This window comes from Streptomyces sp. SID5469, assembly GCF_009862865.1.
Taxonomy (GTDB): domain Bacteria; phylum Actinomycetota; class Actinomycetes; order Streptomycetales; family Streptomycetaceae; genus Streptomyces; species Streptomyces avermitilis.
In genome coordinates this window covers 7453180-7478292 of sequence record NZ_WWIN01000001.1, presented here as the reverse complement: position 1 = coordinate 7478292, position 25113 = coordinate 7453180, and the positions used below count along the sequence as shown (strand labels likewise).

Sequence of the window (25113 nt, the reverse complement as noted above, 5' to 3'; positions counted from 1 at the left end):
ACTGTGTAACCTGCATGCAATACAAGGAATGGCCGTCGCGCCGCCTTGCCAACGCTCCCTCAGACGCCCCGCCCAGCCCCGCCCCAGCCCTCGCAAGATCACTTGGAGCCCCTGAGCGGAACAGGGCGTTCTCACCATGCGGTCACGGGGAGCACCGCGCCAGGCCCCCGACCGACCGCCCCCCACCCCCGAGCCCAACCCACGGCATAACAAGAGCGTCACAGCCTGTCCCCATCTCCTCCCCGACGCCGCCACCTGCGCTTATAGTCACGGCCAGTCACCGCGCCGCCGGGCGCGTCTGCAGCACGGCCCAGCAACACCCCAGTACGGCCCGGCGAGACACACGGCCCTCCAGCAGGAGGGTCGCGCCAGGGAGAGGATTGATCGTGCGACACCGTTCCTTGCTGATACTCACCACCGTGCTCACCACCGGAGCACTCACGCTCACCGCTTGCGGATCGCGCGACGACGACAAGGGCAGCGACAGCGGCAGCAAGACGACCGTGGTCATCGGCGTCGACGCGCCCCTCACCGGCCAGAACTCCGCCACCGGCCTCGGCATCCAGTACGGCGTCCAGATCGCCGTCGACGACGCCAACAAGAAGAACCTCGTGCCCGGCGTCACGTTCAAGGTCAAGGCCCTCGACGACAAGGCCGTCCCGGCCAGCGGCCAGCAGAACGCCACCGCCCTCGTCGCCAACAAGGACGTCCTCGGCGTCGTCGGCCCGCTGAACTCCGGTGTCGCCACCCAGATGCAGCAGGTCTTCGACACGGCCGGCCTCGTCCAGATCTCCCCGTCGAACACCGCCCCCGAGCTGACCCAGGGCAAGAACTGGCAGAGCAAGAAGGAACGTCCTTACAAGACGTACTTCCGCACCGCCACCACCGACGCCCTCCAGGGCGGCTTCGCGGCCGACTACGCCTACAACACCCTGAAGAAGCGCAAGGTCTTCATCGTCGACGACAAGCAGACCTACGGCGCCGGCCTCGCCAAGCTCTTCAAGCAGAACTTCAAAAAGGCGGGCGGCAAGGTCACCGCCGAGGACCACATCAGCGTCGGCGACACCGACTTCTCCTCGCTCGTCACCAAGGTCAAGAACTCCGGCGCCGACCTGTTCTACTACGGCGGCCAGTACGACGAGTCCGAGAAGATCACCAAGCAGCTCAAGGACGGCGGCGTCGACATCCCGCTGTTCGGCGGCGACGGCATGTTCTCCGACACCTACATCGAGACCGCCGGCAAGCCCTCCGAAGGCGACCTCGTCACCTCCGTCGGCGTCCCCGTCACCACCCTGCCCGCCGCCAAGGAGTTCATCGCCACCTACAAGGCGAAGAAGTACCCCGGCGACTACGGCACCTACGGTGGCTACTCCTACGACGCCGCCACCGCCATCATCAAGGCCATCGGCAACGTCGTGAAGGACGGCAAGGTCCCCTCCGACGCCCGCACCAAGATCGTCGACGAGGTCCAGAAGACCAAGTTCGACGGCATCGCCGGCCCCGTCGCCTTCGACGAGTACGGCGACACCACCAACAAGCAGCTCACCGTCTACCAGGTCGTCAAGGGCAAGTGGAAGGCCGTCAAGAGCGGCACCTACAACGCCGGCTGACCCACCCGGCACCACAGCACCACCCGGGCCGCGCGGCACCCACCACACGCCAGCCGCGCGGCCCGCTCCACTCAGTCTGCTCACCTTCCACACCCACATGGAGGCCGCGCGGTGCACACCCTGCCGCAGCAGCTGGCCAACGGGCTGTTCCTCGGCTCGATGTACGGGCTGATCGCCATCGGTTACACGATGGTGTACGGCATCGTCCAGCTCATCAACTTCGCCCACGGCGAGATCTTCATGACCGGAGGCTTCGGCGCACTCACGGTCTACTTCTACGTCCTGCCAGACGGCACATCCATGTGGATAGCCCTCCCGGCGATGCTCATCGGAGGCGGCCTCATCGCCGTACTCATCGCCGTCGGGGCGGAACGCTTCGCCTACCGGCCCCTGCGCGGCGCACCACGCCTCGCCCCCCTCATCACCGCCATCGGCCTCTCCCTCGGCCTCCAGCAGGTGGTCTTCAACTTCTACCCGGACGCCAAGACCGACAGGACCTTCCCCCAGCTGGGCACCGAGTCCTTCAACATCGGCTCCGTCCACATCCAGAGCGGCCAGCTCTTCATCATCATCGCCGCCCCCATCTGTATGGCCGCTCTCGGCTTCTTCGTCCGCCTCTCCCGCACCGGCCGCGCCATGCAGGCCACCGCCCAGGACCCGGACACCGCCCAGCTCATGGGCATCGACACCAACCGCATCATCGTCATCGCCTTCGCCATCGGCGGACTCTTCGCCGCGGTCGCCGCCGTCGCCTACGGCCTGCGCTACGGCCAGATCAAGTACGACATGGGCTTCCAGATGGGCCTCAAGGCCTTCACCGCGGCCGTCCTCGGCGGCATCGGCAACATCTACGGCGCCATGCTCGGCGGAGTCGTCCTCGGCGTCGCCGAAACCCTCGCCACCGCCTACATCGACGGCATCCCCGGCATGCAGCAGCTCGGCGGCGGCAGCTGGGCCCCCGTCTGGGCCTTCGTCCTCCTCATCCTCGTACTGCTGCTGCGGCCACAAGGCCTCCTCGGCGAACGCGTCGCGGACAGGGCGTGATCACCATGACCACCCCCGCCACCAGCACCGAGAAGACCGCGGCCGGCCTCATCCCGCTCCCCCAGGCCGCCGCCCGCCTCCTCATCGTCATCGGCGCCCTCGCCACCATCGCCAGCGCCTTCATGTCCTGGACCTGGACCGCCGCCTTCCCCGGTGACCTCACCGTCTACGGCTACCCCGCGGGCCTCCAGACCCTCGCCATCGTCGGCGCCGTCATCACCCTCCTCCTCGGCCTCACCCGCTGGGACATCCCCGCCCTGCGCTGGGCCAACCCCGCGAACGCCGCCTCCCCCATCGCCCTCGCCGCGGCCTCCGCCTTCACCGTCTGCTGGTACACCGGCATCGCCATCGCGGTCGACCTCGGCGGCCTCGCCAACCTCGACCCCGGCGCCTACGTCGCCATGGCCGCCTCCCTCATCGCCCTCCTCGGCGCCCTCGCCCTCCCCACCCCGGGCGGCACCTGGCGCGACTACCTCGCCAAGGCGGAGAACATCCCGCCCGCCGGCGAACTCGCCCCCTGGGTCCAGCGCCTCGTCATCACCCTCGCCACCCTCCTCGCCCTGATCGTCTTCACCTACGGCATCGGCGTGAACGACGACGAGAGCGAAACCTTCATCGGCTTCCTCTTCCTCGTCGTCTTCGGCGCCTGGGCACTCTTCGCCGCCGGCCTCCTCGACCGGTTCTCCACGATCAACGCCCAGCACAAAGGATTCGCCACCACCCTGGCCTTCCTCGCCGCCGCGATCTTCCCCTTCACCCAGAGCGACGACCACAACGCCAACCTCGGCGTGAACATCCTGATCGTCGGAACCGTCGCCCTCGGCCTCAACATCGTCGTCGGCCTCACCGGACTCCTCGACCTCGGATACGTCGCCTTCCTCGGCGTCGGCGCCTACGCCGCCGCCCTCGTCTCCGGCTCCGAGTTCTCCCGCTTCGCCGGCGTCCAGTTCCCCTTCTGGGCAGCGGCACTGACCGGCATGGGAGCCTCACTCGTCTTCGGCGTCCTCATCGGCGCCCCGACGCTCCGGCTGCGCGGCGACTACCTCGCCATCGTCACCCTCGGCTTCGGTGAGATCTTCCGCATCGCCGTCAACAGCCTCGACGGCTCCTCCGGACCCAACCTCACCAACGGCCCCAACGGCATCTCCCGGATCCCCGACCTCGAAATCTTCGGATTCAACCTCGGGATCTCCCACGACGTCGGCTCCTTCACCGTGGGCCGCTTCGCGAACTACTTCTTCCTGATGCTGATCATCACCGCACTCGTGGTGCTGGTCTTCACCAGGGCCTCGGACTCCCGCATCGGCCGCTCCTGGATCGCCATCCGCGAGGACGAGACCGCCGCCACCGCCATGGGCATCAACGGCTTCCGCGTCAAACTCATCGCCTTCGCCCTCGGCGCCTCCCTCGCCGGCCTCGCCGGTACGGTCAGCGCCCACGTCGGCTACAGCGTCAACCCGGCGCCGTACCAGTTCGCCGGCTCCGTGCCCCCGAACTCCGCCTTCCTGCTCGCCGCGGTCGTCCTCGGCGGCATGGGCACCGTCAACGGCCCCATCCTCGGCGCCACCCTGCTCTACCTCATCCCCGAGAAGCTCTCCTTCCTGAAGGAGTACCAGCTCCTCGCCTTCGGCATCGCGCTCGTCCTCCTCATGCGCTTCCGCCCCGAAGGCATCATCGCCAACCGCCGCCGCCAGCTCGAATTCCACGAGACCGACCAGATCGACGTACCGGAACAACGCCTGACCGAACCCACCGTCGGCGTCACGAAGGCAGGGGCGTGACCGACATGACCACCACCACGGCCACCTCCACCGTCCTCGAAGCCTCCGGCGTCACCATGCGCTTCGGCGGACTCACCGCCGTACGCTCCGTCGACCTCACCGTCAACAGCGGCGAAATCGTCGGCCTCATCGGCCCCAACGGCGCCGGCAAGACCACCTTCTTCAACTGCCTCACCGGCCTCTACGTCCCCACCGAGGGCAAGGTCTCCTACAAGGGCAAGGTCCTGCCGCCGAAGCCCCACCTGGTGACAAGCGCGGGCATCGCCCGCACGTTCCAGAACATCCGGCTCTTCGCCAACATGACCGTCCTCGAAAACGTCCTCGTAGGACGCCACACCAGGACCAAGGAAGGCCTCTGGTCGGCCCTCCTGCGCGGCCCCGGCTTCCGCAAGGCCGAAACCGCCTCCCGCGAACGCGCCATGGAACTGCTGGAGTTCATCGGCCTCGCCCACAAGGCCGACCACCTCTCCCGCAACCTCCCCTACGGCGAACAGCGCAAGCTCGAGATCGCCCGCGCACTCGCCAGCGAACCGGGCCTGCTGCTCCTCGACGAGCCGACGGCCGGCATGAACCCGCAGGAGACGCGAGCGACCGAGGAACTGGTCTTCGCCATCCGCGACATGGGCATCGCCGTCCTCGTCATCGAGCACGACATGCGCTTCATCTTCAACCTCTGCGACCGCGTCGCCGTCCTCGTCCAGGGCGAGAAGCTCATCGAAGGCACCTCGGAGGTCGTACAGGCCGACGAGCGCGTCATCGCCGCCTACCTCGGCGAACCCTTCGAAGGCGCCCCCGGCGACGCCGAGGCCGCCGAGGTCGAAGCCGCCGAAGCCCACGCCGAAGCCGCGGAGGCCGAAGCGGCCGAAGCGGCCGACAGCACCAGCGAGACCAGCACCACCGGCACGACCAGCACCACCGGCACCAAGGGAGACGCCCAGTGACCGCACTGCTCGAGGTCGAGGACCTCAGGGTCTCCTACGGCAAGATCGAAGCCGTCAAGGGCATCTCCTTCAGCGTCGAAGCGGGCCAGGTCGTCACCCTCATCGGCACCAACGGCGCTGGCAAGACGACCACCCTGCGCACCCTCTCCGGCCTGCTCAAGCCGACCGGCGGCCGCATCGTCTTCGACGGCCAACCGCTCACCAGCGTCCCCGCCCACAAGATCGTCGCCCTGGGCCTGGCCCACTCCCCCGAGGGCCGGCACATCTTCCCGCGCCTGACCATCGCCGAGAACCTCCAGCTCGGAGCGTTCCTCCGCAAGGACAAGCCCGGCATCGAGAAGGACATCCAGCGCGCCTACGACCTCTTCCCCATCCTCGGGGAACGCAGGAAGCAGGCCGCCGGAACCCTCTCGGGCGGCGAACAGCAGATGCTGGCCATGGGCCGGGCCCTGATGTCCCAGCCCAAACTGCTCATGCTCGACGAGCCCTCCATGGGACTCTCGCCCATCATGATGCAGAAGATCATGGCCACCATCGCCGAGCTCAAGTCCCAGGGCACGACGATCCTCCTCGTCGAACAGAACGCCCAGGCGGCGCTCTCACTCGCCGACCAGGGCCACGTCATGGAGATCGGCAACATCGTCCTCTCCGGCACCGGACAGGACCTGCTGCACGACGAGTCCGTGCGCAAGGCGTACCTGGGCGAGGACTGAGCCCGGCACGCCCGCCCCGCCCCGCCCCTACGGGCATACGAGGAGGCCCGCACCCCATGTTCCCGGGTGCGGGCCTCCCTTGATGTACGGCTGCGGGACGGGCTCAGCCCTTCGCGGACTTCTTCTCCTCGGCGTCCTCGATGACCGCCTCGGCGACCTGCTGCATGGACATACGACGGTCCATGGAGGTCTTCTGAATCCAGCGGAAGGCGGCGGGCTCGGTCAGCCCGTACTGCGTCTGCAGAACGGACTTCGCACGGTCCACCAGCTTCCGGGTCTCCAGACGCTGCGTGAGATCGACGATCTCCTGCTCCAGCGCCTTCAGTTCCGCGAAGCGCGACACGGCCATCTCGATCGCCGGCACGACGTCGCTCTTGCTGAACGGCTTCACCAGATACGCCATCGCGCCGGCGTCACGCGCCCGCTCGACCAGGTCGCGCTGGGAGAACGCGGTGAGCATGAGGACGGGCGCGATGCTCTCCTCGGCGATCTTCTCGGCGGCCGAGATGCCGTCGAGCTTGGGCATCTTCACATCGAGGATGACGAGGTCGGGGCGGTGCTCGCGGGCGAGCTCCACGGCCTGCTCGCCGTCACCCGCCTCCCCCACGACGGTGTAGCCCTCTTCCTCGAGCATCTCTTTGAGGTCGAGACGAATGAGCGCCTCGTCCTCGGCGATGACGACACGGGTCGTCAGCGGAGGCACGTGCGACTTGTCGTCGTCGGGCGCGTCTACGGGCTGGGGCGACTCGGGGGCGGTCACGGGGGCTCCTCGTTCAGGGGCGGGTACTGCTCCCAAGAGCCTACCTAGCTGCGGTAAGGTGGGGGCACGGCGGGTGACCGCCATCCTTTGTTTTACAGGAAGCCCCGGTAGTCCAGCGGTAGAGACACGGTGCTCAAACCACCGACAGCGTCGGTTCGAATCCGACTCGGGGCACTTTTCCTTCGATTCCAAGGTCGCAATCAGAAGCGGATGTTCTCGTTCTCGTGAACATCCGCTTTTTGGCGCATGAGGTCACGACCGGTGACGCAGAGTGGCCGCATGGAACAGCACAGCCCTTCGATTCGCGCTCACGCTGTCGCACTCATGCGCCAAGGCATCCCCAACCGCATAGTCGCGGAGCGCCTCAACGTTCCACGAGGGACGGTCGGCTGGTGGCGTAGCGAGGATCGCAGAGCACGCGGCGAAGCCTATGAGCAGCCAACCGACTGCCCCCACTGCACGGGCCGCGAGTTCGACCATGCTGCGTACGCCTACCTACTAGGCCTCTATCTCGGTGATGGACACATCATCTCGAAGCGCAAGCAGCACCACCTGTCTGTCTTCTGCAACGCAATGCAGACGGGGCTGATTACAGCCGCCGAAGAGGCCATGCGCAAGGTGATGCCGCTGCCGAGTGTCAAGCAGCGCTACAAGCCGGGCTGCGTCGAGGTGAAGTCCTACACCAAGCACTGGACCTGCATGTTCCCGCAGCATGGCCCCGGCAAGAAGCACGAGCGCCCCATCGTCCTCGAAGCCTGGCAGCAGGAGATCGTCGACGCCCACCCGTGGGAGTTCATCCGCGGACTCATCCACTCCGACGGGTGCCGCATCACCAACTGGACGACCCGGCTCGTCGGCGGTGAGCGCAAACGCTACGAGTACCCGCGGTACTTCTTCACCAATGTGTCCGACGACATCCGCCAGCTCTACACCGACACCCTCGACCAGCTCGGCATCCAGTGGACGCACTGCACCCGCAACGGAAACCCGTACAACATCTCCGTCGCCCGCAAAGCCTCCGTCGCCCTCATGGACGCCCACGTAGGCCCCAAGTACTGATCGTCCCGCCCCTACTTGGGGCTGTCGTCCTCGCCGATGTGGTGGACTCGGACCAGGTTCGTCGAGCCCGAGACGCCGGGGGGTGAGCCCGCCGTGATGACCACCACGTCGCCCTTCTCGCAGCGGCCGTACTTGAGCAGCAGCTCGTCGACCTGGTCCACCATCGCGTCCGTCGAATCCACGTGCGGGCCCAGGAACGTCTCCACGCCCCATGTCAGGTTGAGCTGGGAGCGCGTCGCCGGCATCGGGGTGAAGGCCAGGAGCGGGATCGGGGAACGGTAGCGCGAGAGGCGGCGGACCGTGTCTCCGGACTGCGTGAACGCCACCAGGAACTTGGCGCCGAGGAAGTCGCCCATCTCGGCCGCCGCGCGGGCCACCGCGCCGCCCTGGGTGCGGGGCTTGTTGCGTTCGGTCAGCGGCGGCAGGCCCGTGGCCAGGATGTCCTCTTCCGCCGCTTCCACGATGCGGGACATGGTGCGGACCGTTTCGACGGGGTACTTGCCCACGCTCGTCTCGCCGGACAGCATCACCGCGTCGGTGCCGTCGATGACGGCGTTGGCGACGTCCGAGGCCTCCGCGCGGGTCGGGCGGGAGTTGTCGATCATGGAGTCCAGCATCTGCGTCGCGACGATGACCGGCTTCGCGTTGCGCCTGGCGAGTTTGATGGCGCGCTTCTGGACGATCGGGACCTGTTCGAGCGGCATTTCCACGCCGAGGTCTCCGCGGGCGACCATGATTCCGTCGAAGGCGGCGACGATGTCGTCGATGTTCTCGACGGCCTGGGGCTTTTCCACCTTGGCGATGACGGGGAGCCGGCGGCCTTCTTCGTCCATGATCCGGTGGACGTCCTTGATGTCCTTGCCGCTGCGTACGAAGGACAGCGCGATGACGTCGAAGCCCTGACGGAGGGCCCAGCGGAGGTCGGCCTCGTCCTTGTCGGAGAGGGCGGGGACCGAGACGGCCACGCCGGGCAGGTTCAGGCCCTTGTGGTCGGAGACCATGCCGCCTTCGACGACGGTGGTGTGGACGCGGGGGCCGTCGACGGAGGTGACTTCGAGGCAGACCTTGCCGTCGTCGACGAGGATGCGCTCACCGGGAGTGACGTCGGCGGCGAGGCCGGCGTAGGTGGTGCCGCAGGTCTGGCGGTCGCCTTCGACGCCTTCCTCGACGGTGATGGTGAAGGTGTCGCCGCGTTCAAGGAGTACGGGTCCTTCGTTGAAGCGGCCGAGGCGGATCTTCGGACCTTGAAGGTCGCCGAGGACTCCGACGCTGCGCCCGGTCTCGTCGGAGGCCTTGCGGACGTGCTGGTAACGCTCCTCGTGCTCGGCGTAGGTGCCGTGGCTGAGGTTGAAGCGGGCTACGTCCATTCCGGCCTCGACCAGTGCCTTGATCTGGTCGTACGAGTCGGTGGCGGGGCCCAGAGTACAGACGATCTTTGCTCGGCGCATGGTTTGAGCCTAGGCCTTACTGGCGGGTAGAGAATTGGTCGGGCATGACTACTCAACAACCTTTGGGTAAAGGGCTATTGACAACTGTTGAATTGTGCGCCGGGCCGCTCCTATGAGCATTTCGGAGTTCGTTCGGCGTGTTTTCGAGTGCGTTCCGTGTGCCGTCGGCTACAGCCGCGGCGGGACCATGGTGAACCGAGCGTTGACCTGGGCGTAGACGTTCTGGCGTTGAGGTTCGAGGTCGAGGGGGGCGGTTTCCTCGGGGGCGGCGGCGCCGTAGGCCATGGAGCGCATGGCGCGGCCGGGGGCCGGAGGGTAGGGCGGGAGGTTGTCGGCGCCGATGTCGGCGAGTTCGACGAGGGCGGCGAGGGTGGTGCCGAGGGCGTCGGCGTATTCGCGGGCGCGCTGGACGGCTTCGCGCACTGCTTGCCGGCGGGCTTGGCGGTGGGCGGGTGAGTCGGGGCGCAGGGCCCACCAGGGGCCGTCGACGCGGGTGAGGTCGAGGTCGGCCAGTCGGGTCGTGAGTTCGCCCAGTGCGGTGAAGTCGGTGAGTTCGGCGGTGATGTGGACGCGGCCGTGGTAGGCGCGGATGCGTTCGCCGCGGCCGTGTTTGGTGAGTTCAGGGGTGATGGAGAAGGCGCCGGTTTCCAGTCGCTCGACGGCTTCCCCGTAGGTTTTGACGAGGTCGAGGGCGGTGGTGTTGCGGCGGGTGAGGTCGGTGAGTGCGTCGCGTCTGTCGGTGCCGCGGGCGCTGACGGTGATGCCTATGCGGGCGATCTCGGGGTCGACTTCGAGGTGGGCTTCGCCGCGGACGGCGATGCGGGGGGCTTCGGGGGTGCCGTAGGGGCCTGTGGGGCGGGGTTCCTCCGCGGTGGGGGTCATACGTCCCACTCTGTCACTGGGGGGTGCGGTGGGGTGGCTACTGGTCATCAGATCGCAACCTGCGGGGGCTGTTCGGGGGTGTGGCTGGTGGGCCAGAATCTACGCGCGTCATTGGCCTTTCCCGAGGAGTACGAGACATGCCGTTGAACCGTCGGAAGTTCTTGAAGAAGTCGGCCGTGACCGGGGCGGGGGTCGCGCTGACCGGCGCGGTCGCGGCTCCGGCGGCGCAGGCCGCGGAGGTGAAGGGCGGGGCGGCGAAGGGTGCCGGGAAGCGTCCGAAGCGGTATTCGCTGACGGTGATGGGCACGACGGACCTGCATGGGCATGTCTTCAACTGGGACTACTTCAAGGACGCGGAGTACTCCGACAAGGCGGGGAACGCGCAGGGGTTGGCCCGGATTTCGACTCTGGTGGACCAGGTGCGCAAGGAGAAGGGCCGCTGCAACACCCTGCTGCTCGACGCGGGTGACACGATCCAGGGCACGCCGCTGACGTACTACTACGCGAAGGTGGACCCGATCACCGCGAAGGGTGGTCCGGTTCATCCGATGGCGCAGGCGATGAACGCGATCGGGTATGACGCGGTGGCGCTCGGCAACCATGAGTTCAACTACGGCATCGAGACGCTGCGGAAGTTCGAGTCGCAGTGCCGTTTCCCGCTGCTGGGTGCGAACGCGCTGGACGCGAAGACGCTGAAGCCGGCGTTCCCTCCGTACTTCATCAAGAAGTTCCATGTGCCGGGTGCGCCGCCGGTGAAGGTGGCTGTGCTGGGGCTGACGAACCCGGGTATCGCGATCTGGGACAAGGCGTATGTGCAGGGCAAGTTGACGTTCCCGGGGCTTGAGGAGCAGGCGGCGAAGTGGGTGCCGAAGCTGCGGTCGATGGGTGCGGATGTCGTCGTCGTGTCGGCGCACTCGGGGTCGTCCGGGACGTCGTCGTACGGTGATCAGTTGCCGTACATCGAGAATTCGGCGGCGCTGGTGGCGCAGCAGGTGCCGGGGATCGACGCGATTCTGGTCGGTCACGCGCATGTGGAGATTCCCGAGCTGAAGGTGACGAACGCGAAGACCGGGAAGACGGTCGTGCTGTCGGAGCCGTTGTGTTACGCGGAGCGGTTGTCTCTCTTCGACTTCGAGTTGGTGTTCGAGAAGGGGAAGTGGGAGGTGGAGTCGGTGGTCGCGTCGCTGCGGAACACGAACGCGGTCGCGGACGACCCGCGGATCACCAAGCTGCTGTCGGACGAGCATGCGACGGTCGTGAAGTATGTGAACCAGGTGGTCGGTACGGCGACGGAGACGCTGACGACGGTCGAGGCGCGCTACAAGGACGCCCCGATCATCGATCTGATCACCAAGGTTCAGGAGGATGTCGTCAGGGCGGCGCTGGTGGGCACGCAGTACGCGTCGTTGCCGGTGATCGCGCAGGCGTCGCCGTTCTCGCGGACGTCGGAGATCCCGGCCGGGAAGGTGACGATCCGGGATCTGTCGAGTCTGTATGTGTATGACAACACGCTGGTCGCGAAGTTGCTGACGGGTGCGCAGCTGCGGGCGTACCTGGAGTACTCGGCGGAGTATTTCGTGCAGACGGCGGCGGGCACGGTGGTCGACACGGAGAAGCTGACGAACGCGAACAACCGGCCGGACTACAACTACGACTATGTGTCGGGTCTGGGGTACGAGATCGACATCGCGCAGGCGGCGGGTTCGCGGATCAAGAACCTGACGTACAACGGTGCGGCGCTGGATGATGCGCAGCAGTTCGTGTTCGCGGTGAACAACTACCGTGCGAACGGGGGCGGTGCCTTCCCGTATGTGGCGTCGGCCGCTGAGTTGTGGTCGGAGTCGACGGAGATCCGGACCCGGATCGCGGAGTGGGTGACCGCGAAGGGTGTGCTGGATCCGAAGGACTTCGCGTCGGTGGACTGGAAGCTGACGCGGGACGGTTCGCCGGTGTTCTAAGGGGGCAAGCGGGGTCCGGCAGGGGCCTGCGGGGTCCGGCAGGGGTGTGTCAGCGGCGTCGGCGGTGGTTTTCGTCGGCGCCGTTGGCGTGTGTTGTCAGCGTCCGTCGATGAGGGGCGTGAGGGCGTGGACCTGGCGGGCGGGTGGGATGTGTGGTTGCTGCTGGAGTCCGAAGGTGGTGAAGGCGGTGCGGTGTGGGAGGGGGTAGAGGTCCTTGCCGGTGAGGGAGTTGAGGATGGTGGCGCTGCGCCAGGCGGCGAGGCCGAGGTCGGGGGTGCCGATGCCGTGGGTGTGGAGTTCGGCGTTCTGGACGTAGGCGGTGCCGGTGACCGAGGGGTCGAGGTCGAGGCGGAACTGGTTGTCGATGCGGGGGCGTTCGGCGCTGTCGCGGCGCAGGTAGGGGTCGAGGCCGGCGAGGATGCGGCCGAGGGGGCGTTCGCGGTAGCCGGTGGCGAGGACGACGGCGTTGGTGGTGAGGCGGGAGCGGGTGCCCTGCTGGGCGTGTTCCAGGTGGAGTTCGACTTTGGTGGTGGCGAGGCGACCGGCGGTGCGGACGGTGACGCCGGGCGTGAGGACGGCGTCGGGCCAGCCGCCGTGCAGGGTGCGCCGGTAGAGCTCGTGGTGGATGGCGGCGATGGTGTCGGCGTCGATGCCTTTGTGGAGTTGCCATTGGGCGGCGACGAGCCGGTCGCGGACGGGTTCGGTGAGGGCGTGGAAGTAGCGGGTGTAGTCGGGGGTGAAGTGTTCGAGGCCGAGTTTGGAGTACTCCATCGGTGCGAAGGCCTCCGTGCGGGCGAGCCAGTGGATCCTCTCGTGTCCGGCGGGGCGGTTGCGGAGCAGGTCGAGGAAGACTTCGGCGCCGGACTGTCCTGAGCCGATGACGGTGATGTGTTCGGCGGTCAGGAAGCGGTCGCGGTGCTGGAGGTAGTCCGCGGCGTGGATGACGGGCACGCCGGGGGCTTCGACGAGGGGCTTGAGGGGTTCGGGGACGTAGGGGGCGGTGCCGACGCCGAGGACGATGTTCTTGCTGTAGGTGCGTCCGAGGGCTTCGGCTTCGCCGTCGGTGTCGAGTTGGGTGAAGTCGACTTCGAAGACGTCGCGTTCGGGGTTCCAGCGGACGGCGTCGACCTGGTGGCCGAAGTGGAGGCCGGGGAGGCTGTCGGCGACCCAGCGGCAGTAGGCGTCGTATTCGGCGCGCTGGATGTGGAAGCGCTCGGCGAAGTAGAAGGGGAAGAGGCGGTCGCGGGTCTTGAGGTGGTTGAGGAAGGACCAGGGGCTGGTGGGGTCGGCGAGGGTCACGAGGTCGGCGAGGAAGGGGACTTGGAGGGTGGCGCCGTCGATGAGGAGGCCGGGGTGCCAGTCGAAGCTGGGGCGCTGTTCGTAGAAGACGGTGTCGAGTTCGGTGAGGGGGTGGGCGAGGGCGGCGAGGGAGAGGTTGAAGGGGCCGATGCCGATGCCCGCCAGGTCGCGGGGTGCTTCGGGTTCGTGGCGTGGGGGGTGGGGCGTCGGGCTCATCGGGGGGTGTGTCCTTCCACCAGTTTCAGGAGCGCGGCCAGGTCGCCCGGCCGGGTGTGGGGGTTGAGAAGGGTGGCTTTGAGCCAGAGCTGTCCGTCGAGGACGGCGCGGCCGAGGACGGCGCGGCCTTCGGTGAGGAGGGTGCGGCGTACCGCGGCGACGGTGTCGTCGGAGGCTTCGGCGGGCCGGAACAGGACGGTGCTGATGGTGGGTGGGTCGTAGAGCTCGAAGCCGGGGTGTGCCTGGATGAGGCGGGCGAGTTCCTGGGCGTGGGCGCAGACCTGGTCGACGAGGGTGCCGAGTCCGTCGCGGCCGAGGGTTTTGAGGGTGACGGCGATTTTGAGGATGTCGGGGCGTCGGGTGGTGCGCAGGGAGCGGCCGAGGAGGTCGGGGAGTCCGGCTTGGGTGTCGTCGTCGGCGTTGAGGTAGTCGGCGTGGTGGTGGAGTGCGTGCAGGTCGTGGGGGTCGCGTACGGCGAGGAGGCCGGCGGCGGCGGGTTGCCAGCCGAGTTTGTGCAGGTCGAGGGTGACGGTGTGGGCGCGTTCGATGCCGTGGAGTCGGTGGCGGTGGCGTGCGCTGAACAGCAGTCCTCCGCCGTAGGCGGCGTCGATGTGGAGGCGGGCGCCGTGGGCGGCGCACAGGTCGGCGATGTCGGTGAGCGGGTCGATGAGGCCGGCGTCGGTGGTGCCCGCGGTGGCGGCTACGACGAGGGAGCCGCGTGGGCCCGGTAGTTCGGTGAGGGCTTCGTCGAGGGCGGCGGGGTCGAGGGTGCCGGCGGGGGCGGGGACGACGACGGGTTCGGGCAGGCCGAGGAGCCAGGCGGCGCGGGTGAGTGAGTGGTGGGCGTTGGCTCCGCAGACGAGCCGGGCGCCGCTGTGGGCTTCGCGGGCGAGGAGGAGGGCGAGTTGGTTGGACTCGGTGCCGCCGGTGGTGACGAGGGCTGTGCTCGTGTGTGGCTCGTTCGCCTCCGGGGCGCTGGTGCTGGTGTCGACGGTCGGCCGTGCTCGGTCACTCGTCCTTGTGCCGGCGTAGATCTCCGCGGCGAGAGCGTCGGTCACCAGCGCCTCCAGCTCCGAGGCGGCGGGGGCCTGGTCCCAGGAGTCGAGTGAGGGGTTGAGGGCGGAGGCGGCGAGGTCGGCGGCGGTGGCGACGGCGAGGGGCGGGCAGTGCAGGTGGGCGGCGCACAGGGGGTCGGCGGGGTCGGCGGCGCCTTCGGCGAGCATGCGGACGAGGTGGCGTACGGCGTCCGGGTCGCCCTTCTGTGGCAGGGCGTCGCCGACCGTGGCCCGCACCCGCGCGGCGACGGCCTGGGGTCCGCCTGCGGGCAGTGGTCCGCCGCGTGCCTGGCGGCCTTCCGTGAGTGCGTCGAGCACGGTCTCGAGCAGCGGCCGCAGCGCGTGGGGGCCTTCGGGACCTGAGGCGAGGGGCGGCGAGCTCATGGATGTCCTCCGGGGGCGCGCACAGCGTGGGGGTTCAGCGTGTACGCGAATCGGTTCGGCGCGCTTGTGCAGCACAACGATCCGACCCGAAAGGGGGTACTGCCGTGCGGAGGAAAGGTGGGGGGTGGACGGGCGTGCTAGGCGTGGGTGCCCGCGGGCTGATCATCCCGCCCGGCGGGTGGAGCCAGGAGGGGTGATCAGCCCGCCGGGTCGGCGGAGCGGGCCGGGTGTGCCCGGTGTCCGGGGGCTATGCCTCCCGGACCCGCAGGGCCCGTGCCAGGTCGTCGAGTTCGTCGACGAGTTTGCGGCGCAGGGCCGGGATGGGGTCGGCCTCGCGCAGGCACTGTTCGCCGCGGCGGAGGGTGTCCGGGCTGACGGCGTGGGCGGGGAAGGCCCAGCGGCCCGCGGCGGCGGCGATGGCGGGGCCGCGGCGGGCGGCGACGGCGACCGCGTCGGTCCAGTACCGCTCGACGTAGGCGCGTACGAGGTCGGCCTGTTCGGGTTGCCAGAAGCCCTGGGCGGTGGCGGTGAACAGGTAGTTGGAGAGGTGGTCGGTGGTGAACATCTCTTCCCAGGCCCGTCGCTTGGACTCGGGGTCGGGCAGGGCGGCCCGGCAGCGGGCGGCGCCTTCCTGGCCGCTGGCGCTGGGGTCCTGGACGAGTTCGGCCTCGATGACGTCGTCGTCGATGGCGCCGAGGACGGCGAGGCGGCCGAGGATGCGCCAGCGCAGTTCGGGGTCGAGTTCGGGGCCGCCGGGGACGGTGCCTTCGGAGAGCCAGCTGCTGAGGGTGTCGGGGTGGGCGGCGACGTCGATGAGGTGGCGTACGGCGGTCAGGCGCAGGCCGGGCTGGGAGCCGTCCTCGGTGCGGCGGATCAGGTCGCGGCACAGGTCGGTGAGGGTGGCGAGGGCGGCGGGTCGGTCGGCGGCCGACAGGTAGCGGCCCGCCACGTGGGTGGTGGCGAAGGCCAGGACGCCCTGGACGAGGGCGAGGTCCGTCTCGTGCGGGAGGTGGGCGCGGGCGGTCTGCAGGTAGGCGGTGGGCGGGAGATGGCCGTCGCGTACGGCGTTGCGCAGGGCGTTCCAGACGACGGCGCGGGTGAGGGGGTCGGGCAGGCCGGACAGGGCGGCGCGGACGGTGGTGAAGGATTCGGGGTCGAAGCGGACCTTGGCGTAGGTGAGGTCGCCGTCGTTGAGGAGGAGCAGGGCGGGGCGCTTGCCGAGGGGCTGTGGTTCGGCGGGGTCCTGGGGGATGTCGAGTTCGAGGCGGCGGCGCAGGGTGAGGCGGGCCTCGTCGTTGAGGTCGCGGTCGTAGAGGCCGACGGTGATGCGGTGCGGGCGGCTGCCGTCGCGCTCGACGGTCAGGGCGCAGGTGCCGTCGGGGGCCGTGGTGATGTCCGGGGTCAGGGTGTCGACGCCGGTCGTGCGCAGCCAGGAGTCGGCCCAGGCGTGGACGTCGCGTTCGGTGGCGGCGGCGAGGGAGTCGATGAAGTCGGCGAGGGTGGCGTTGCCGAACTTGTGGCGGGTGAAGTGGGTGTTGATGCCGGCGAGGAAGTCCTTCTCGCCCAGCCAGGCGACGAGTTGGCGCAGGGCGGAGGCGCCCTTGGCGTAGGAGATGCCGTCGAAGTTGAGGAGGGCGGAGGCGGTGTCGTCGACGGCTTCCGGGGCGACGGGGTGGGTGGAGGGGCGCTGGTCGGCGTCGTAGCCCCAGGGTTTGCGGGTGACGCCGAAGTCGGTCCAGGTGTCGGTGCCCCACTTTCTGGGGGGAGTCCCCCCGGACCCCCCGAGGCTGGCTTCGGTGAGGGTCTGGTAGCCCATGTACTCGGCGAAGGACTCGTTCAGCCAGATGTCGTCCCACCAGCGCAGGGTGACGAGGTCGCCGAACCACATGTGGGCCATCTCGTGGGCGATGACCATGGCGCGGGTCTGGCGCTCGGTGTCGGTGACGGCGGAGCGGTAGACGAACTCGTCGCGGAAGGTGACGAGGCCGGGGTTCTCCATGGCGCCGGCGTTGAACTCGGGGACGAACGCCTGGTCGTAGGAGTCGAAGGGGTAGGGCTCCTCGAACTTCTCGTGGTAGCGGTCGTAGCAGGCGCGGGTGATGTCGAGGAGTTCGTCGGCGTCCGCGTCGAGGTGGGGGGCGAGGGAGCGGCGGCAGTGAAGGCCGAAGGGCAGGCCTCGGTGTTCGGTGTGTACGGAGTGCCAGGGGCCGGCGGCGACGGCGACGAGGTAGGTGGAGATGAGGGGGGTGGCGGTGGCCTTCCAGGTGCCGTCGCCCACGTCGGTGGTGACGCCGTTGGCGAGGACGGTCCAGCCTTCGGGGGCCTTGATCTCGAGTTCGAAGACGGCCTTGAGGTCGGGCTGGTCGAAGGCGGCGAAGACGCGCTGCACGTCGTCCATGAACAGCTGGGTGTAGGCGTATGTCTCGCCGTCGGTGGGGTCGGTGAAGCGGTGCATGCCTTCGCCGGTGCGGGAGTAGCCCATGGCGGTGTCGATGCGCAGCTCGTGCTCGCCCTGGGTCAGGCCCGTCAGCGGCAGTCGGTTCTCGACCAGGGTCGCGGTGTCCAGGGGCTGCCCGTCCAGGGTGGCGGAGCGCAGCTCGGCGGGCTTCAGCTCGACGAAGGTGTCCGCGACGTCGTGGTCCCCCCGTACCGTGAAGGTGATGACGGTGCGGGAGTCGAAGGTCTCGTCCCCCACGGTCAGATCGAGGGCGATCGCGTAGTGGTGGACGTCGAGGAGACTGGCACGGGTCTGCGCTTCGTCGCGCGTCAGTACGGACATGAGGGACATGCTGCCTGATGGCGCCGACAGGGCACAGGGGCGGCCCGGTACACGTGCTATGTACGGATCTGGTGGATCCGGTGGATCCGTCGGACAGGTCTCAGGTGCGGTCCTGCGCCGGCTTCTGGGCGGGGGGCTCGCGTGGGACGGGGACGTGGGCGTGTGGCTGGGGTTGGGCTGGGGACGGGTGGGGCTGGGCCTGGGAGCGGGGCTGGGGGTGCTCGTTCTTGGCGAGGGCGCGCAGTTCGCGCACTTCTCGTTCCAGGGCCTGGCTGCGCTGGTGGGCGTCGTACAGGTAGCGGACCTTGGTGCGCAGGGACCAGGGGTCGACGGGTTTCGTGACCAGGTCGGCGACGCCGAGTGCGAAGGCGGTGGTGGTGAGTTCGGCGTCCAGGCCGAAGCCGGTGAGCAGGATGATGGGGATGTGCTGGGTCTGTTCCAGGCGCCGCATGTAGCGCACGACGTCCAGTCCGCTGACGCCGGGCATGCGTACGTCGAGCAGCAGGAGTCCGACCTGGCCGCGCAGGACTTCCTTGAGCGCGTCGTCGCCGCTGGTCGCGCGGGACAGCAGATAGCCGAGCGGGGCCAGCGTGCTCTCCAGCGCGTACAGCGTGTCCTCATGGTCGTCGACGATGAGGATCCTGGCATCCGACGGCATTGCCCGACGTCCCCTCGGCCCGACGTCCCCTCGCTTGGCGAACCAGCTTAAGCCTGAACCGGTTCATCGTGTGTACGCGTGACCTGACACATGCGCGTTCCGGGCGCGATGTCGTCGGGCGTCGCGGGTCACTCCGCGGGGCCGGTGGTGTCGTCCTCGGTGGCCGGCGGTGCGCTCACCGAGCCGTTCGCGGTGTTGTCCGCGATGCGCTCGTGGTGGCGGATGACCTCGGCGATGATGAAGCCCAGCAGCTTCTCGGCGAACGCCGGGTCGAGTTTGGCGTTCTCGGCGAGCCGGCGCAGTCGGGCGATCTGGCTGGCCTCGCGGGCCGGGTCGGCGGGCGGCAGCTGGTGTACGGCTTTGAGGTGGCCGACCTGCTGGGTGCACTTGAAGCGTTCGGCGAGCATGTGGACGACGGCGGCGTCGATGTTGTCGATGCTGTCGCGCAGCCGGGCGAGTTCGGCGCGGACGGCGGGGTCGACGTCACCGGTGCCGGTGCGGGTGTTGCTGTTGGTCATGGGCGTAAACCCTACGGGGCGGGACATCCCGGGGTGCGGCGCCGTTCGGTCATGGGTGGGCGTCGGGGTCCGGCACCTGGTTGCTCCAGCCGTCCGGGACCGTACGGCCCTGTTGTTCGCGGAAGCGGAGGCCGAGGGAGGAGTCGTCGGGGCTGCTGGTTCAACGGGCGGTGGGCTCCAGGACTTTGTGGAAGTGGACGTCCTGATGGCCGCCCGGGATGCCTTCGGTGCGGCCTGTCTCGCGGTAGCCGTGGCCGCGGTAGAAGTCGGGGGCCTGGAAGGTGAAGGACGAGACGATCATCTCGGTGCAGCCGCGCCGTGCGCTCTCCTCCTCGGCCGCCCGCAGCAGTTTTCCGCCCCAGCCCGCGTGCCGCTGGTCCTCGCGCACCCACAGCATGTCGACCGCGCAGCAGCTGCCCCAGACCCAGGCGGTCAGGCCGCCGACCAGGTCGCCCGCGGAGTCGGTGACGCGGACGGAGAGCGGGGCGGGTTCGCCGGCGCCGGTGGCGTCCGCGTTGAAGGCGGTGAGTTCCCTGTCGAGCCGCCGTTCCAGTGGGCTGTCCTTCTCGCCCACCTGCAACGACGCGGTGATGGAAGGCTGTTGGTCCATGGTCATGGCGCGGAGTATGCCAGCGCGTACGGGCCGCCGCCGAACGTATTTTCCCGGGGCACGGGAGGGTGTCCGCGCTTCTTGCCGGGCACGGCAGGGTGTCCGCTTCTCCCGGGCGCAGCAGGGCGTCCGCTCCTCCCGAGCACGGCACGGTGTCCGCGACCGGGGCGGGTCGCGGACACCCCGCGTACCTACGGGTACGTCTGCGCGGCTGCCGTCAGAGTCCGGCCGCCGCCCTGGCTATGTCGGCCGCGAACGTCGACACCTCGGTGTACACCCCGGGGTATCCGGCCCGCGCGCAGCCCTCGCCCCAGCTGACGATGCCGACCTGGACGTACGCGCCGGAGTCGTCCTTGCGGAACATGGGGCCACCGGAGTCGCCCTGGCAGGTGTCGACGCCGCCCTGCGGGAACCCGGCGCAGATCTCCTCGCCGGGTACGAGGTCGCTGCCGTACGACTGCTGACAGGAGGCGTCGCTGACGAAGGGAACCGTGGCCTTGAGGAGATAGCGCTGCTGGGCGCCGTTCTCGCGGGCGGCGCCCCAGCCGGCGACGGTGAAGTTCCCGTTGTTGTACGCGGTGGTGGTGGCGATGTTCAGGGTGGGCTGCTCGATCGGGGCGGCGAGCTTGATCAGGGCCCAGTCCTTGCCCTTGCCGTTGTAGCCGGGGGCCTGGAGCACCTTGGTCGACTTGACCTTGACCGCGCTGCCGCTCTGGAGGTCGACGACGCCGGCGGTGGCGGTGATGGAGGTGTTGTTGCCCGAGCCGCTCACGCAGTGCGCGGCGGTCAGGACGATCTGCTTGGTGTACAGGGCGCCGCCGCAGCCCATGGAGAGCCGCACCATGAACGGGAACTCGCCCTGTGCGGCCCGGGTGCCGCCGACGACGGGCTGCGGCGCGGCCTGCGCGGAGAGCGGCTGGAGCGAGACCGCGGCGAGCGTGACGGCGCCGACGGCCAGGGCTCTCTTGAGGCCGCCGAATCTCTTCAGGATCTTCGGGATGTTCAACGTGGTTCCTCTCGTGGGGGGTTGCACGCCTGGCGGGGGCACCGCGGAGCACCGCACGGCATGCCGCACAGCCTGAATGGCATGCACCCGCCAAGCCTTTACGAATTATTTAGACGGTCGAACAGGCTCGGCAAGGACCGGTTTTTGGCCAGGCGTGACCCGGCGCGTCCGCGCCCGCCCCGCCACCGGGAGGAACCCCGCCTACAGTGGAATCCAGTGGCGGCGTCTTCAGGGGGTGCGGACGTGGCGAACGGCGGTCCCGTCGAGCACGGCTACCCGCATCTGGACACGGTGCGGGCGGCCATCACCGCGCTGTACAAACGGCTCTCCTACGACACCATCCACACCTTCGCGGCCAGCGTGGCCCCCGCCGACGTGGCCTTCGCCGACCACGACGACCTGCACCTGGGCGCACAGCGCGTGGCACACGAGATGGTGCGGCACTACCGGCTGCCGGACGCCCGGATGATCGTCGGCTTCCGCGAGATGACCCATGCGGCGAACGTCGAACTCGCCGCGGGGCCGGAGTACTTCATCGAGCTGAACGACCGCTTCCGCACCCACCGCCGGGACATCGGCGCGGCCCTGGCGCACGAGGTGATGCACGTGTACCTGCACCGCCTGGACCTGTCCTTCCCGGGCACCCGCGACAACGAGATCCTCACGGACACGGCGGCGACCTATCTGGGCGCGGGCTGGCTGCTTCTCGACGCGTTCCGCGAGGACGCGGCCTCGTCCCAGAAGCTCGGGTATCTGACGCCGGAGGAGTTCGGCTACGTCCTCGCCAAGCGGGCCCTGGTCTTCGGTGAGGACCCCTCGATCTGGTTCACCAGCCCGCAGGCGTACACGGCGTACACGAAGGGCATGGCGCAGGCCCGCCGGGACGAGCAGCAGCCCCCGCTGACGGCGGCGGGCTGGGCGGGCCGCCACCGTTACGCGAAGGACCGCCGCCACGCCCAGGACCACCGCTCCCCCGGCCCGCAGCCGGGCGTCCCCTACGCCTTCGCCCCCGGCGACCGCGGCCTCCTGCGGGTGTCGTTCCCCTGCCCCACCTGTCACCAGCGCATCAGGATCCCGGTGCGCGGCCGGGTCCGGGCACGCTGCACGCTGTGCCGGACGGTGCTGGAGTGCGACACGTAGGCCGGCTTCGCCCGGGCACCGGGCAGGTGACACCGGGCCGTCACGCGAGAGGTGGCACAGAACACCCGGTAATCCTTTGCTCCCGGCGCCTTCGCGAGCGAGGGTCGAGGCATGAACACGCAAGAACCGGCGGGTCTTTTCACGGCGGTGTACGAAGGGGACGAAAACACGGTCGTGCGGCTGCTGCGCGCGGGCACGGCCGCCGATGCGCGGGACGAGGACGGTCAGACGGCCCTGTATCTGGCGGCGGTGAGCAACGAGCCCGGCATCGTACGGCTGCTGCTGGCGGCCGGAGCCGACCCCGACCGGCTGAGCGCGGACGCGGACTCCCCGTTGTGCGGCGCGGCCTGCGGGGGCCACGCGGAGGTCGTCCGCGCCCTGCTGGCGGCCGGGGCGACGGCCGACCTGGAGGAGGAGTTCGGCTTCCGGGCGCTGACGTGGGCGGTGCAGCGCGGGCAGGTGGAGATCCTCACGGAACTCCTGGCCGCCGGTGCGCATCCGGACCGCCCCGGCCCCACCGGCGAGGCCCCGCTGGTCGCCGCGGCGCGGCGGGGCTCCCCGGGTTGTGTGCGCGCGCTGCTGGCGCACGGGGCCGGCGCACGCTCCCCGGCGCTGGACGAGGCGCGGCGCTGGCCGGCACTCGACGTCGAGGCCGAACTGCGCGCGGGTCTTGAGCAGATGTACGGCTCCGGCCACGAGATGGTGACCCACCGGATTCCGGAGGACGGCGGCATCACCGTCGAGGTCCAACTCCGCACCGGGGAACGCACGATGGCGGGCAACGACCAGCAGACGGGCCACGCGGCCATCATCACGCTCCTGGAGGCCGCGCTGGGGATCGCCACCCCGGTCCCGGAACTCGCCGACCGCGCCCTGCGCTGCGGCGATCCCGCCAACGACGACTGGACGGAGGCGGTGTCGGTGCTCGTCCGCCGGGCGGGCGGGGAGACCTTCACCGCGGCGACCGCTTGGTCCCGCTCCCCGGACCCACTGCGGCGGGCCCTCGGGACGGAGATCCTGCGGAAGCTGGGCAGGTGACCGGGCCGGCGTGAGCCGGGCCGGCGTGAGCCGGGCGCCGCCTGAGCCGGGCCGCGCGTATGCCGCGCGCCGGGCGCCGCGTATGCCGTGCCGCGCGTATGCCGTGCGCCGGCGCCGCGAGAGCCGTGCCGCGCATGCCGGGCGCCGCGGTCGGCGCCACCGGCGGTGCGCCTGGGGGCGGCCGGACGCCTTCCGGCCGTCCCCGCGGAGGGGCAGCGCGCCTCATAGAGGCACCGCGCCGCAGAGACACAGCGCGCCTCGAAGAGCCGGGGCGCCGCGAAAGAGCAGCGCGCCGCAGAAGGGCAGTCCGCCTCAGAGTGACAGCCCGCCTCAGAGCGGCGCCCAAGGAGGCCCGTGGCCACCCATCCCCCACCCGTCCCCCACCGCCCTGCCGGAGGACGCGAGTCCGACTGCCCCGCTTCCGCGCGCCGCCGATCCCCCTACCCCGCCCCTTACCCCGCCCCGTACACCACCCCCGGCACCTCCGCCTCCGCGAGCAGTTTCCGGGCCGTCTTCCCCGCCTCCGCCGGCGTCCGGCGTGCTCCCTTGTCGGCGGTCGGGCCCGGACGCCAGCCCTCCATGACGGTGATCCGGCCGCCCTCCGCCTCGAAGACGCGTCCCGTGACCCCGGCGCTCGCGGCGGAGCCGAGCCAGACCACCAGCGGCGACACGTTCTCGGGGGCCATGGCGTCGAAGCCGGCGTCGGGCGCCGCCATCGTCCCGGCGAAGGCACGCTCCGTCATCCGGGTGCGGGCGGCGGGCGCGATCGCGTTCACCTGGACGCCGTACCGCGCGAGCTCGGCCGCCGCGACCAGCGTCAGTCCGACGATCCCGGCCTTCGCCGCGCTGTAGTTGCCCTGCCCCACAGACCCCAACAGCCCGGCCCCACTGCTGGTGTTGACGATTCTGGCCCGCGGTGTCCGCCCCGCCTTCGTCTCCGCCCGCCAGTGCGCCGCCGCATGCCTCAGCGGCAGGAAGTGCCCTGTCAGATGGACGCGCAGCACGGCGTCCCAGTCGTCCTCTTCGAGGTTGACGAGCATCCGGTCGCGCAGGAAGCCCGCGTTGTTGACGAGGGTGTCGAGCCGCCCGTACGTCTCCAGCGCGGCGGCCACCAGGGACGCGGCCCCCGCACTCGTCGCGATGTCGCCGCCGTGGGCGACCGCCGCGCCGCCCGCCGCGCGGATCTCGTCCACGACCCGCCCGGCCGGGCTGTCCGGGCCCGGCGCGCCGTCGAGTCCGACCCCGAGGTCGTTGACGACGACCTTCGCGCCCTCCGCGGCGTACGCGAGGGCGTGCGCGCGGCCGAGCCCCCGGCCCGCGCCGGTGACGATCACGACCCGCCCCTCGGCGATACCGGTCATCCCCACTCCTCCTCCTGCTCCTCCTCCTGTCGGGCCCACTCCTCCTCCTGTCGCTTCTCCCGTCGCTTCTCCCGTGGCATCTCGTGTCGCGTCCCCCTGTTGGCCGTTGCCGCGCCGAGGAACGCCGGCGGCTCCCCGCCGCCGTGCACGAGCAGGCTCGCGCCGCTGATGTACGCGGCGGCGTCCGAGGCCAGGAAGACGGCGGCGGCACCGACGTCGGACGGTTCGGCGAGCCGCCCGAGCGGCACGGTGCGGGAGACGGCGGCGACGCCCTCGGCACCGCCGTAGTGGAGGTGGGACAGCTCGGTGCGGACCATGCCGAGAACGAGCGTGTTGACCCGGATCTCCGGTGCCCACTCCACGGCCATGGAACGGGCGAGGCTCTCCAGCCCCGCCTTGGCCGCGCCGTACGCCGCCGACCCGGGTGACGGACGGCCGCCGCTCACGCTGCCGACCATCACGACGGCGCCCCCGGCCCGCTTGAGGTGCTCGTACGCGGCGAGGGAGGCGGTCAGCGGGGCGACGAGGTTCAGCTCGACCACGCGCGCGTGACGGGCCGCGTCCACGTCGGCCAGCCTCCGGTACGGGGTGCCGCCCGCGTTGTTGACCAGGACGTCGAGCCGGGGCAGCGCACCGAAGAAGGCCCCTACGGCATCCGGGTCCCGCAGGTCCAGGCGCGCGAACTCGGCTCCTTTCAGGAGCACTTCGGGCGGTCTGCGCGCACAGACGACCACCTCGGCGCCCGCCGCGGCGAAGGCCCGCGCGATCCCGGCGCCGACGCCTCGGGTGCCCCCGGTGACGACGGCGACCTTCCCGTTCAGCTCCATCCGCTGCTACCTTCCACCTAACAAAC

21 protein-coding genes and 1 tRNA gene are annotated in these 25113 nt (G+C 69.8%); 10 read left to right on the top strand and 12 right to left on the bottom strand.

What is annotated here, in order from left to right; genetic code table 11:
- Window positions 1-386 precede the first annotated feature (386 nt).
- From GTY58_RS32375 to GTY58_RS32355, 5 genes are all read left to right on the top strand, one after another.
- A complete protein-coding gene (locus GTY58_RS32375) occupies window positions 387-1610 on the top strand; it encodes a branched-chain amino acid ABC transporter substrate-binding protein (RefSeq protein ID WP_037646936.1) in 1224 nt (407 codons plus the stop codon).
- Window positions 1611-1721: 111 nt separating this feature from the next.
- Window positions 1722-2654: a branched-chain amino acid ABC transporter permease gene (locus tag GTY58_RS32370; RefSeq protein WP_010987624.1), complete on the top strand. Its 933-nt coding sequence runs from the start codon at window positions 1722-1724 to the stop codon at window positions 2652-2654.
- A 5-nt stretch (window positions 2655-2659) separates the two neighbouring features.
- Window positions 2660-4435: a branched-chain amino acid ABC transporter permease gene (locus GTY58_RS32365; protein ID WP_010987623.1), complete on the top strand. Its 1776-nt coding sequence runs from the start codon at window positions 2660-2662 to the stop codon at window positions 4433-4435.
- A 5-nt stretch (window positions 4436-4440) separates the two neighbouring features.
- Window positions 4441-5376: an ABC transporter ATP-binding protein gene (locus GTY58_RS32360; RefSeq protein WP_062804704.1), complete on the top strand. Its 936-nt coding sequence runs from the start codon at window positions 4441-4443 to the stop codon at window positions 5374-5376.
- Window positions 5373-6089, top strand: a complete 717-nt coding sequence (locus tag GTY58_RS32355; RefSeq protein ID WP_010987621.1) for an ABC transporter ATP-binding protein — start codon at window positions 5373-5375, stop codon at window positions 6087-6089. The genes GTY58_RS32360 and GTY58_RS32355 overlap by 4 nt, the downstream gene beginning before the upstream one ends.
- 103 nt (window positions 6090-6192) lie before the next feature.
- On the opposite strand, the gene GTY58_RS32350 is transcribed toward GTY58_RS32355, so the two are convergent.
- Window positions 6193-6849 carry a response regulator gene (locus GTY58_RS32350; protein WP_010987620.1) on the bottom strand — a complete coding sequence of 219 codons (657 nt, stop codon included), beginning with the start codon at window positions 6847-6849 and terminating at the stop codon, window positions 6193-6195.
- A 101-nt stretch (window positions 6850-6950) separates the two neighbouring features.
- Between GTY58_RS32350 and GTY58_RS32345 the strand changes: the two genes are divergently transcribed.
- A tRNA-Leu gene (locus tag GTY58_RS32345) sits at window positions 6951-7023 on the top strand.
- A gap of 105 nt (window positions 7024-7128) precedes the next feature.
- Window positions 7129-7908 (top strand): helix-turn-helix domain-containing protein, encoded by a 780-nt coding sequence (locus GTY58_RS32340; protein WP_037646801.1) that lies wholly within the window; start codon window positions 7129-7131, stop codon window positions 7906-7908.
- An 11-nt stretch (window positions 7909-7919) separates the two neighbouring features.
- Here the strand turns inward: GTY58_RS32340 and pyk are convergent, their stop codons facing one another.
- Both pyk and GTY58_RS32330 read right to left on the bottom strand, forming a co-directional pair.
- Window positions 7920-9356 (bottom strand): pyruvate kinase, encoded by a 1437-nt coding sequence (pyk, locus tag GTY58_RS32335; protein ID WP_010987618.1) that lies wholly within the window; start codon window positions 9354-9356, stop codon window positions 7920-7922.
- A gap of 168 nt (window positions 9357-9524) precedes the next feature.
- Window positions 9525-10238 carry an SIMPL domain-containing protein gene (locus GTY58_RS32330; RefSeq protein WP_037646800.1) on the bottom strand — a complete coding sequence of 238 codons (714 nt, stop codon included), beginning with the start codon at window positions 10236-10238 and terminating at the stop codon, window positions 9525-9527.
- Between the two features lie 137 nt (window positions 10239-10375).
- Between GTY58_RS32330 and GTY58_RS32325 the strand changes: the two genes are divergently transcribed.
- Entirely contained in the window at window positions 10376-12196 is a 1821-nt protein-coding gene (locus GTY58_RS32325; RefSeq protein ID WP_010987616.1) for a 5'-nucleotidase C-terminal domain-containing protein, read from the top strand.
- A gap of 96 nt (window positions 12197-12292) precedes the next feature.
- Here the strand turns inward: GTY58_RS32325 and GTY58_RS32320 are convergent, their stop codons facing one another.
- The 7 genes from GTY58_RS32320 to GTY58_RS32290 all read right to left on the bottom strand — a co-directional run bounded on the left by GTY58_RS32320 (window position 12293) and on the right by GTY58_RS32290 (window position 20721).
- Complete coding sequence (locus tag GTY58_RS32320) at window positions 12293-13711, bottom strand: SidA/IucD/PvdA family monooxygenase (protein ID WP_010987615.1); 1419 nt, start codon at window positions 13709-13711, stop codon at window positions 12293-12295.
- Entirely contained in the window at window positions 13708-15150 is a 1443-nt protein-coding gene (locus GTY58_RS32315; RefSeq protein ID WP_010987614.1) for an aminotransferase class I/II-fold pyridoxal phosphate-dependent enzyme, read from the bottom strand. The genes GTY58_RS32320 and GTY58_RS32315 overlap by 4 nt, the downstream gene beginning before the upstream one ends.
- Before the next feature lie 247 nt (window positions 15151-15397).
- Window positions 15398-17938, bottom strand: coding sequence for an aminopeptidase N (gene pepN, locus GTY58_RS32310; RefSeq protein WP_010987613.1), 2541 nt, complete (start codon window positions 17936-17938; stop codon window positions 15398-15400).
- Window positions 17939-18029: 91 nt separating this feature from the next.
- Window positions 18030-18587 carry a response regulator gene (locus GTY58_RS32305; RefSeq protein WP_010987612.1) on the bottom strand — a complete coding sequence of 186 codons (558 nt, stop codon included), beginning with the start codon at window positions 18585-18587 and terminating at the stop codon, window positions 18030-18032.
- Between the two features lie 128 nt (window positions 18588-18715).
- Complete coding sequence (locus GTY58_RS32300; protein ID WP_010987611.1) at window positions 18716-19105, bottom strand: chorismate mutase; 390 nt, start codon at window positions 19103-19105, stop codon at window positions 18716-18718.
- Between the two features lie 160 nt (window positions 19106-19265).
- A complete protein-coding gene (locus GTY58_RS32295) occupies window positions 19266-19721 on the bottom strand; it encodes a GNAT family N-acetyltransferase (protein ID WP_010987610.1) in 456 nt (151 codons plus the stop codon).
- A gap of 211 nt (window positions 19722-19932) precedes the next feature.
- Window positions 19933-20721, bottom strand: a complete 789-nt coding sequence (locus GTY58_RS32290; RefSeq protein WP_171033152.1) for a serine protease — start codon at window positions 20719-20721, stop codon at window positions 19933-19935.
- 243 nt (window positions 20722-20964) lie between these two features.
- Between GTY58_RS32290 and GTY58_RS32285 the strand changes: the two genes are divergently transcribed.
- Window positions 20965-21861 (top strand): hypothetical protein, encoded by an 897-nt coding sequence (locus tag GTY58_RS32285; protein WP_010987608.1) that lies wholly within the window; start codon window positions 20965-20967, stop codon window positions 21859-21861.
- A 111-nt stretch (window positions 21862-21972) separates the two neighbouring features.
- The gene (locus tag GTY58_RS32280; RefSeq protein WP_010987607.1) at window positions 21973-22899 is read left to right on the top strand and encodes an ankyrin repeat domain-containing protein; all 927 of its coding nucleotides are present in this window, start codon (window positions 21973-21975) and stop codon (window positions 22897-22899) included.
- Between the two features lie 452 nt (window positions 22900-23351).
- On the opposite strand, the gene GTY58_RS32275 is transcribed toward GTY58_RS32280, so the two are convergent.
- On the bottom strand, window positions 23352-24260 hold the full coding sequence (locus tag GTY58_RS32275) for an SDR family oxidoreductase (RefSeq protein ID WP_037646799.1): 909 nt from the start codon (window positions 24258-24260) through the stop codon (window positions 23352-23354).
- The gene (locus tag GTY58_RS32270; protein WP_010987605.1) at window positions 24257-25087 is read right to left on the bottom strand and encodes an SDR family oxidoreductase; all 831 of its coding nucleotides are present in this window, start codon (window positions 25085-25087) and stop codon (window positions 24257-24259) included. Before GTY58_RS32270 ends, GTY58_RS32275 begins: the two co-directional genes overlap by 4 nt.
- Between the last annotated feature and the right edge of the window lie 26 nt (window positions 25088-25113).

What these genes read in the sequence shown, in the direction of transcription:
- GTY58_RS32365 (WP_010987623.1), top strand. Translation starts at nt 2,660, where the DNA reads ATGACCACCCCCGCCACCAGCACCGAGAAGACCGCGGCCGGCCTCATC.
- GTY58_RS32360 (WP_062804704.1), top strand. Translation starts at nt 4,441, where the DNA reads ATGACCACCACCACGGCCACCTCCACCGTCCTCGAAGCCTCCGGCGTC.
- GTY58_RS32340 (WP_037646801.1), top strand. Translation starts at nt 7,129, where the DNA reads ATGGAACAGCACAGCCCTTCGATTCGCGCTCACGCTGTCGCACTCATG.
- pyk (WP_010987618.1), bottom strand. Translation starts at nt 9,356, where the DNA reads ATGCGCCGAGCAAAGATCGTCTGTACTCTGGGCCCCGCCACCGACTCG.
- GTY58_RS32330 (WP_037646800.1), bottom strand. Translation starts at nt 10,238, where the DNA reads ATGACCCCCACCGCGGAGGAACCCCGCCCCACAGGCCCCTACGGCACC.
- GTY58_RS32325 (WP_010987616.1), top strand. Translation starts at nt 10,376, where the DNA reads ATGCCGTTGAACCGTCGGAAGTTCTTGAAGAAGTCGGCCGTGACCGGG.
- GTY58_RS32320 (WP_010987615.1), bottom strand. Translation starts at nt 13,711, where the DNA reads ATGAGCCCGACGCCCCACCCCCCACGCCACGAACCCGAAGCACCCCGC.
- GTY58_RS32315 (WP_010987614.1), bottom strand. Translation starts at nt 15,150, where the DNA reads ATGAGCTCGCCGCCCCTCGCCTCAGGTCCCGAAGGCCCCCACGCGCTG.
- pepN (WP_010987613.1), bottom strand. Translation starts at nt 17,938, where the DNA reads ATGTCCCTCATGTCCGTACTGACGCGCGACGAAGCGCAGACCCGTGCC.
- GTY58_RS32305 (WP_010987612.1), bottom strand. Translation starts at nt 18,587, where the DNA reads ATGCCGTCGGATGCCAGGATCCTCATCGTCGACGACCATGAGGACACG.
- GTY58_RS32300 (WP_010987611.1), bottom strand. Translation starts at nt 19,105, where the DNA reads ATGACCAACAGCAACACCCGCACCGGCACCGGTGACGTCGACCCCGCC.
- GTY58_RS32295 (WP_010987610.1), bottom strand. Translation starts at nt 19,721, where the DNA reads ATGACCATGGACCAACAGCCTTCCATCACCGCGTCGTTGCAGGTGGGC.
- GTY58_RS32280 (WP_010987607.1), top strand. Translation starts at nt 21,973, where the DNA reads ATGAACACGCAAGAACCGGCGGGTCTTTTCACGGCGGTGTACGAAGGG.
- GTY58_RS32275 (WP_037646799.1), bottom strand. Translation starts at nt 24,260, where the DNA reads ATGACCGGTATCGCCGAGGGGCGGGTCGTGATCGTCACCGGCGCGGGC.
- GTY58_RS32270 (WP_010987605.1), bottom strand. Translation starts at nt 25,087, where the DNA reads ATGGAGCTGAACGGGAAGGTCGCCGTCGTCACCGGGGGCACCCGAGGC.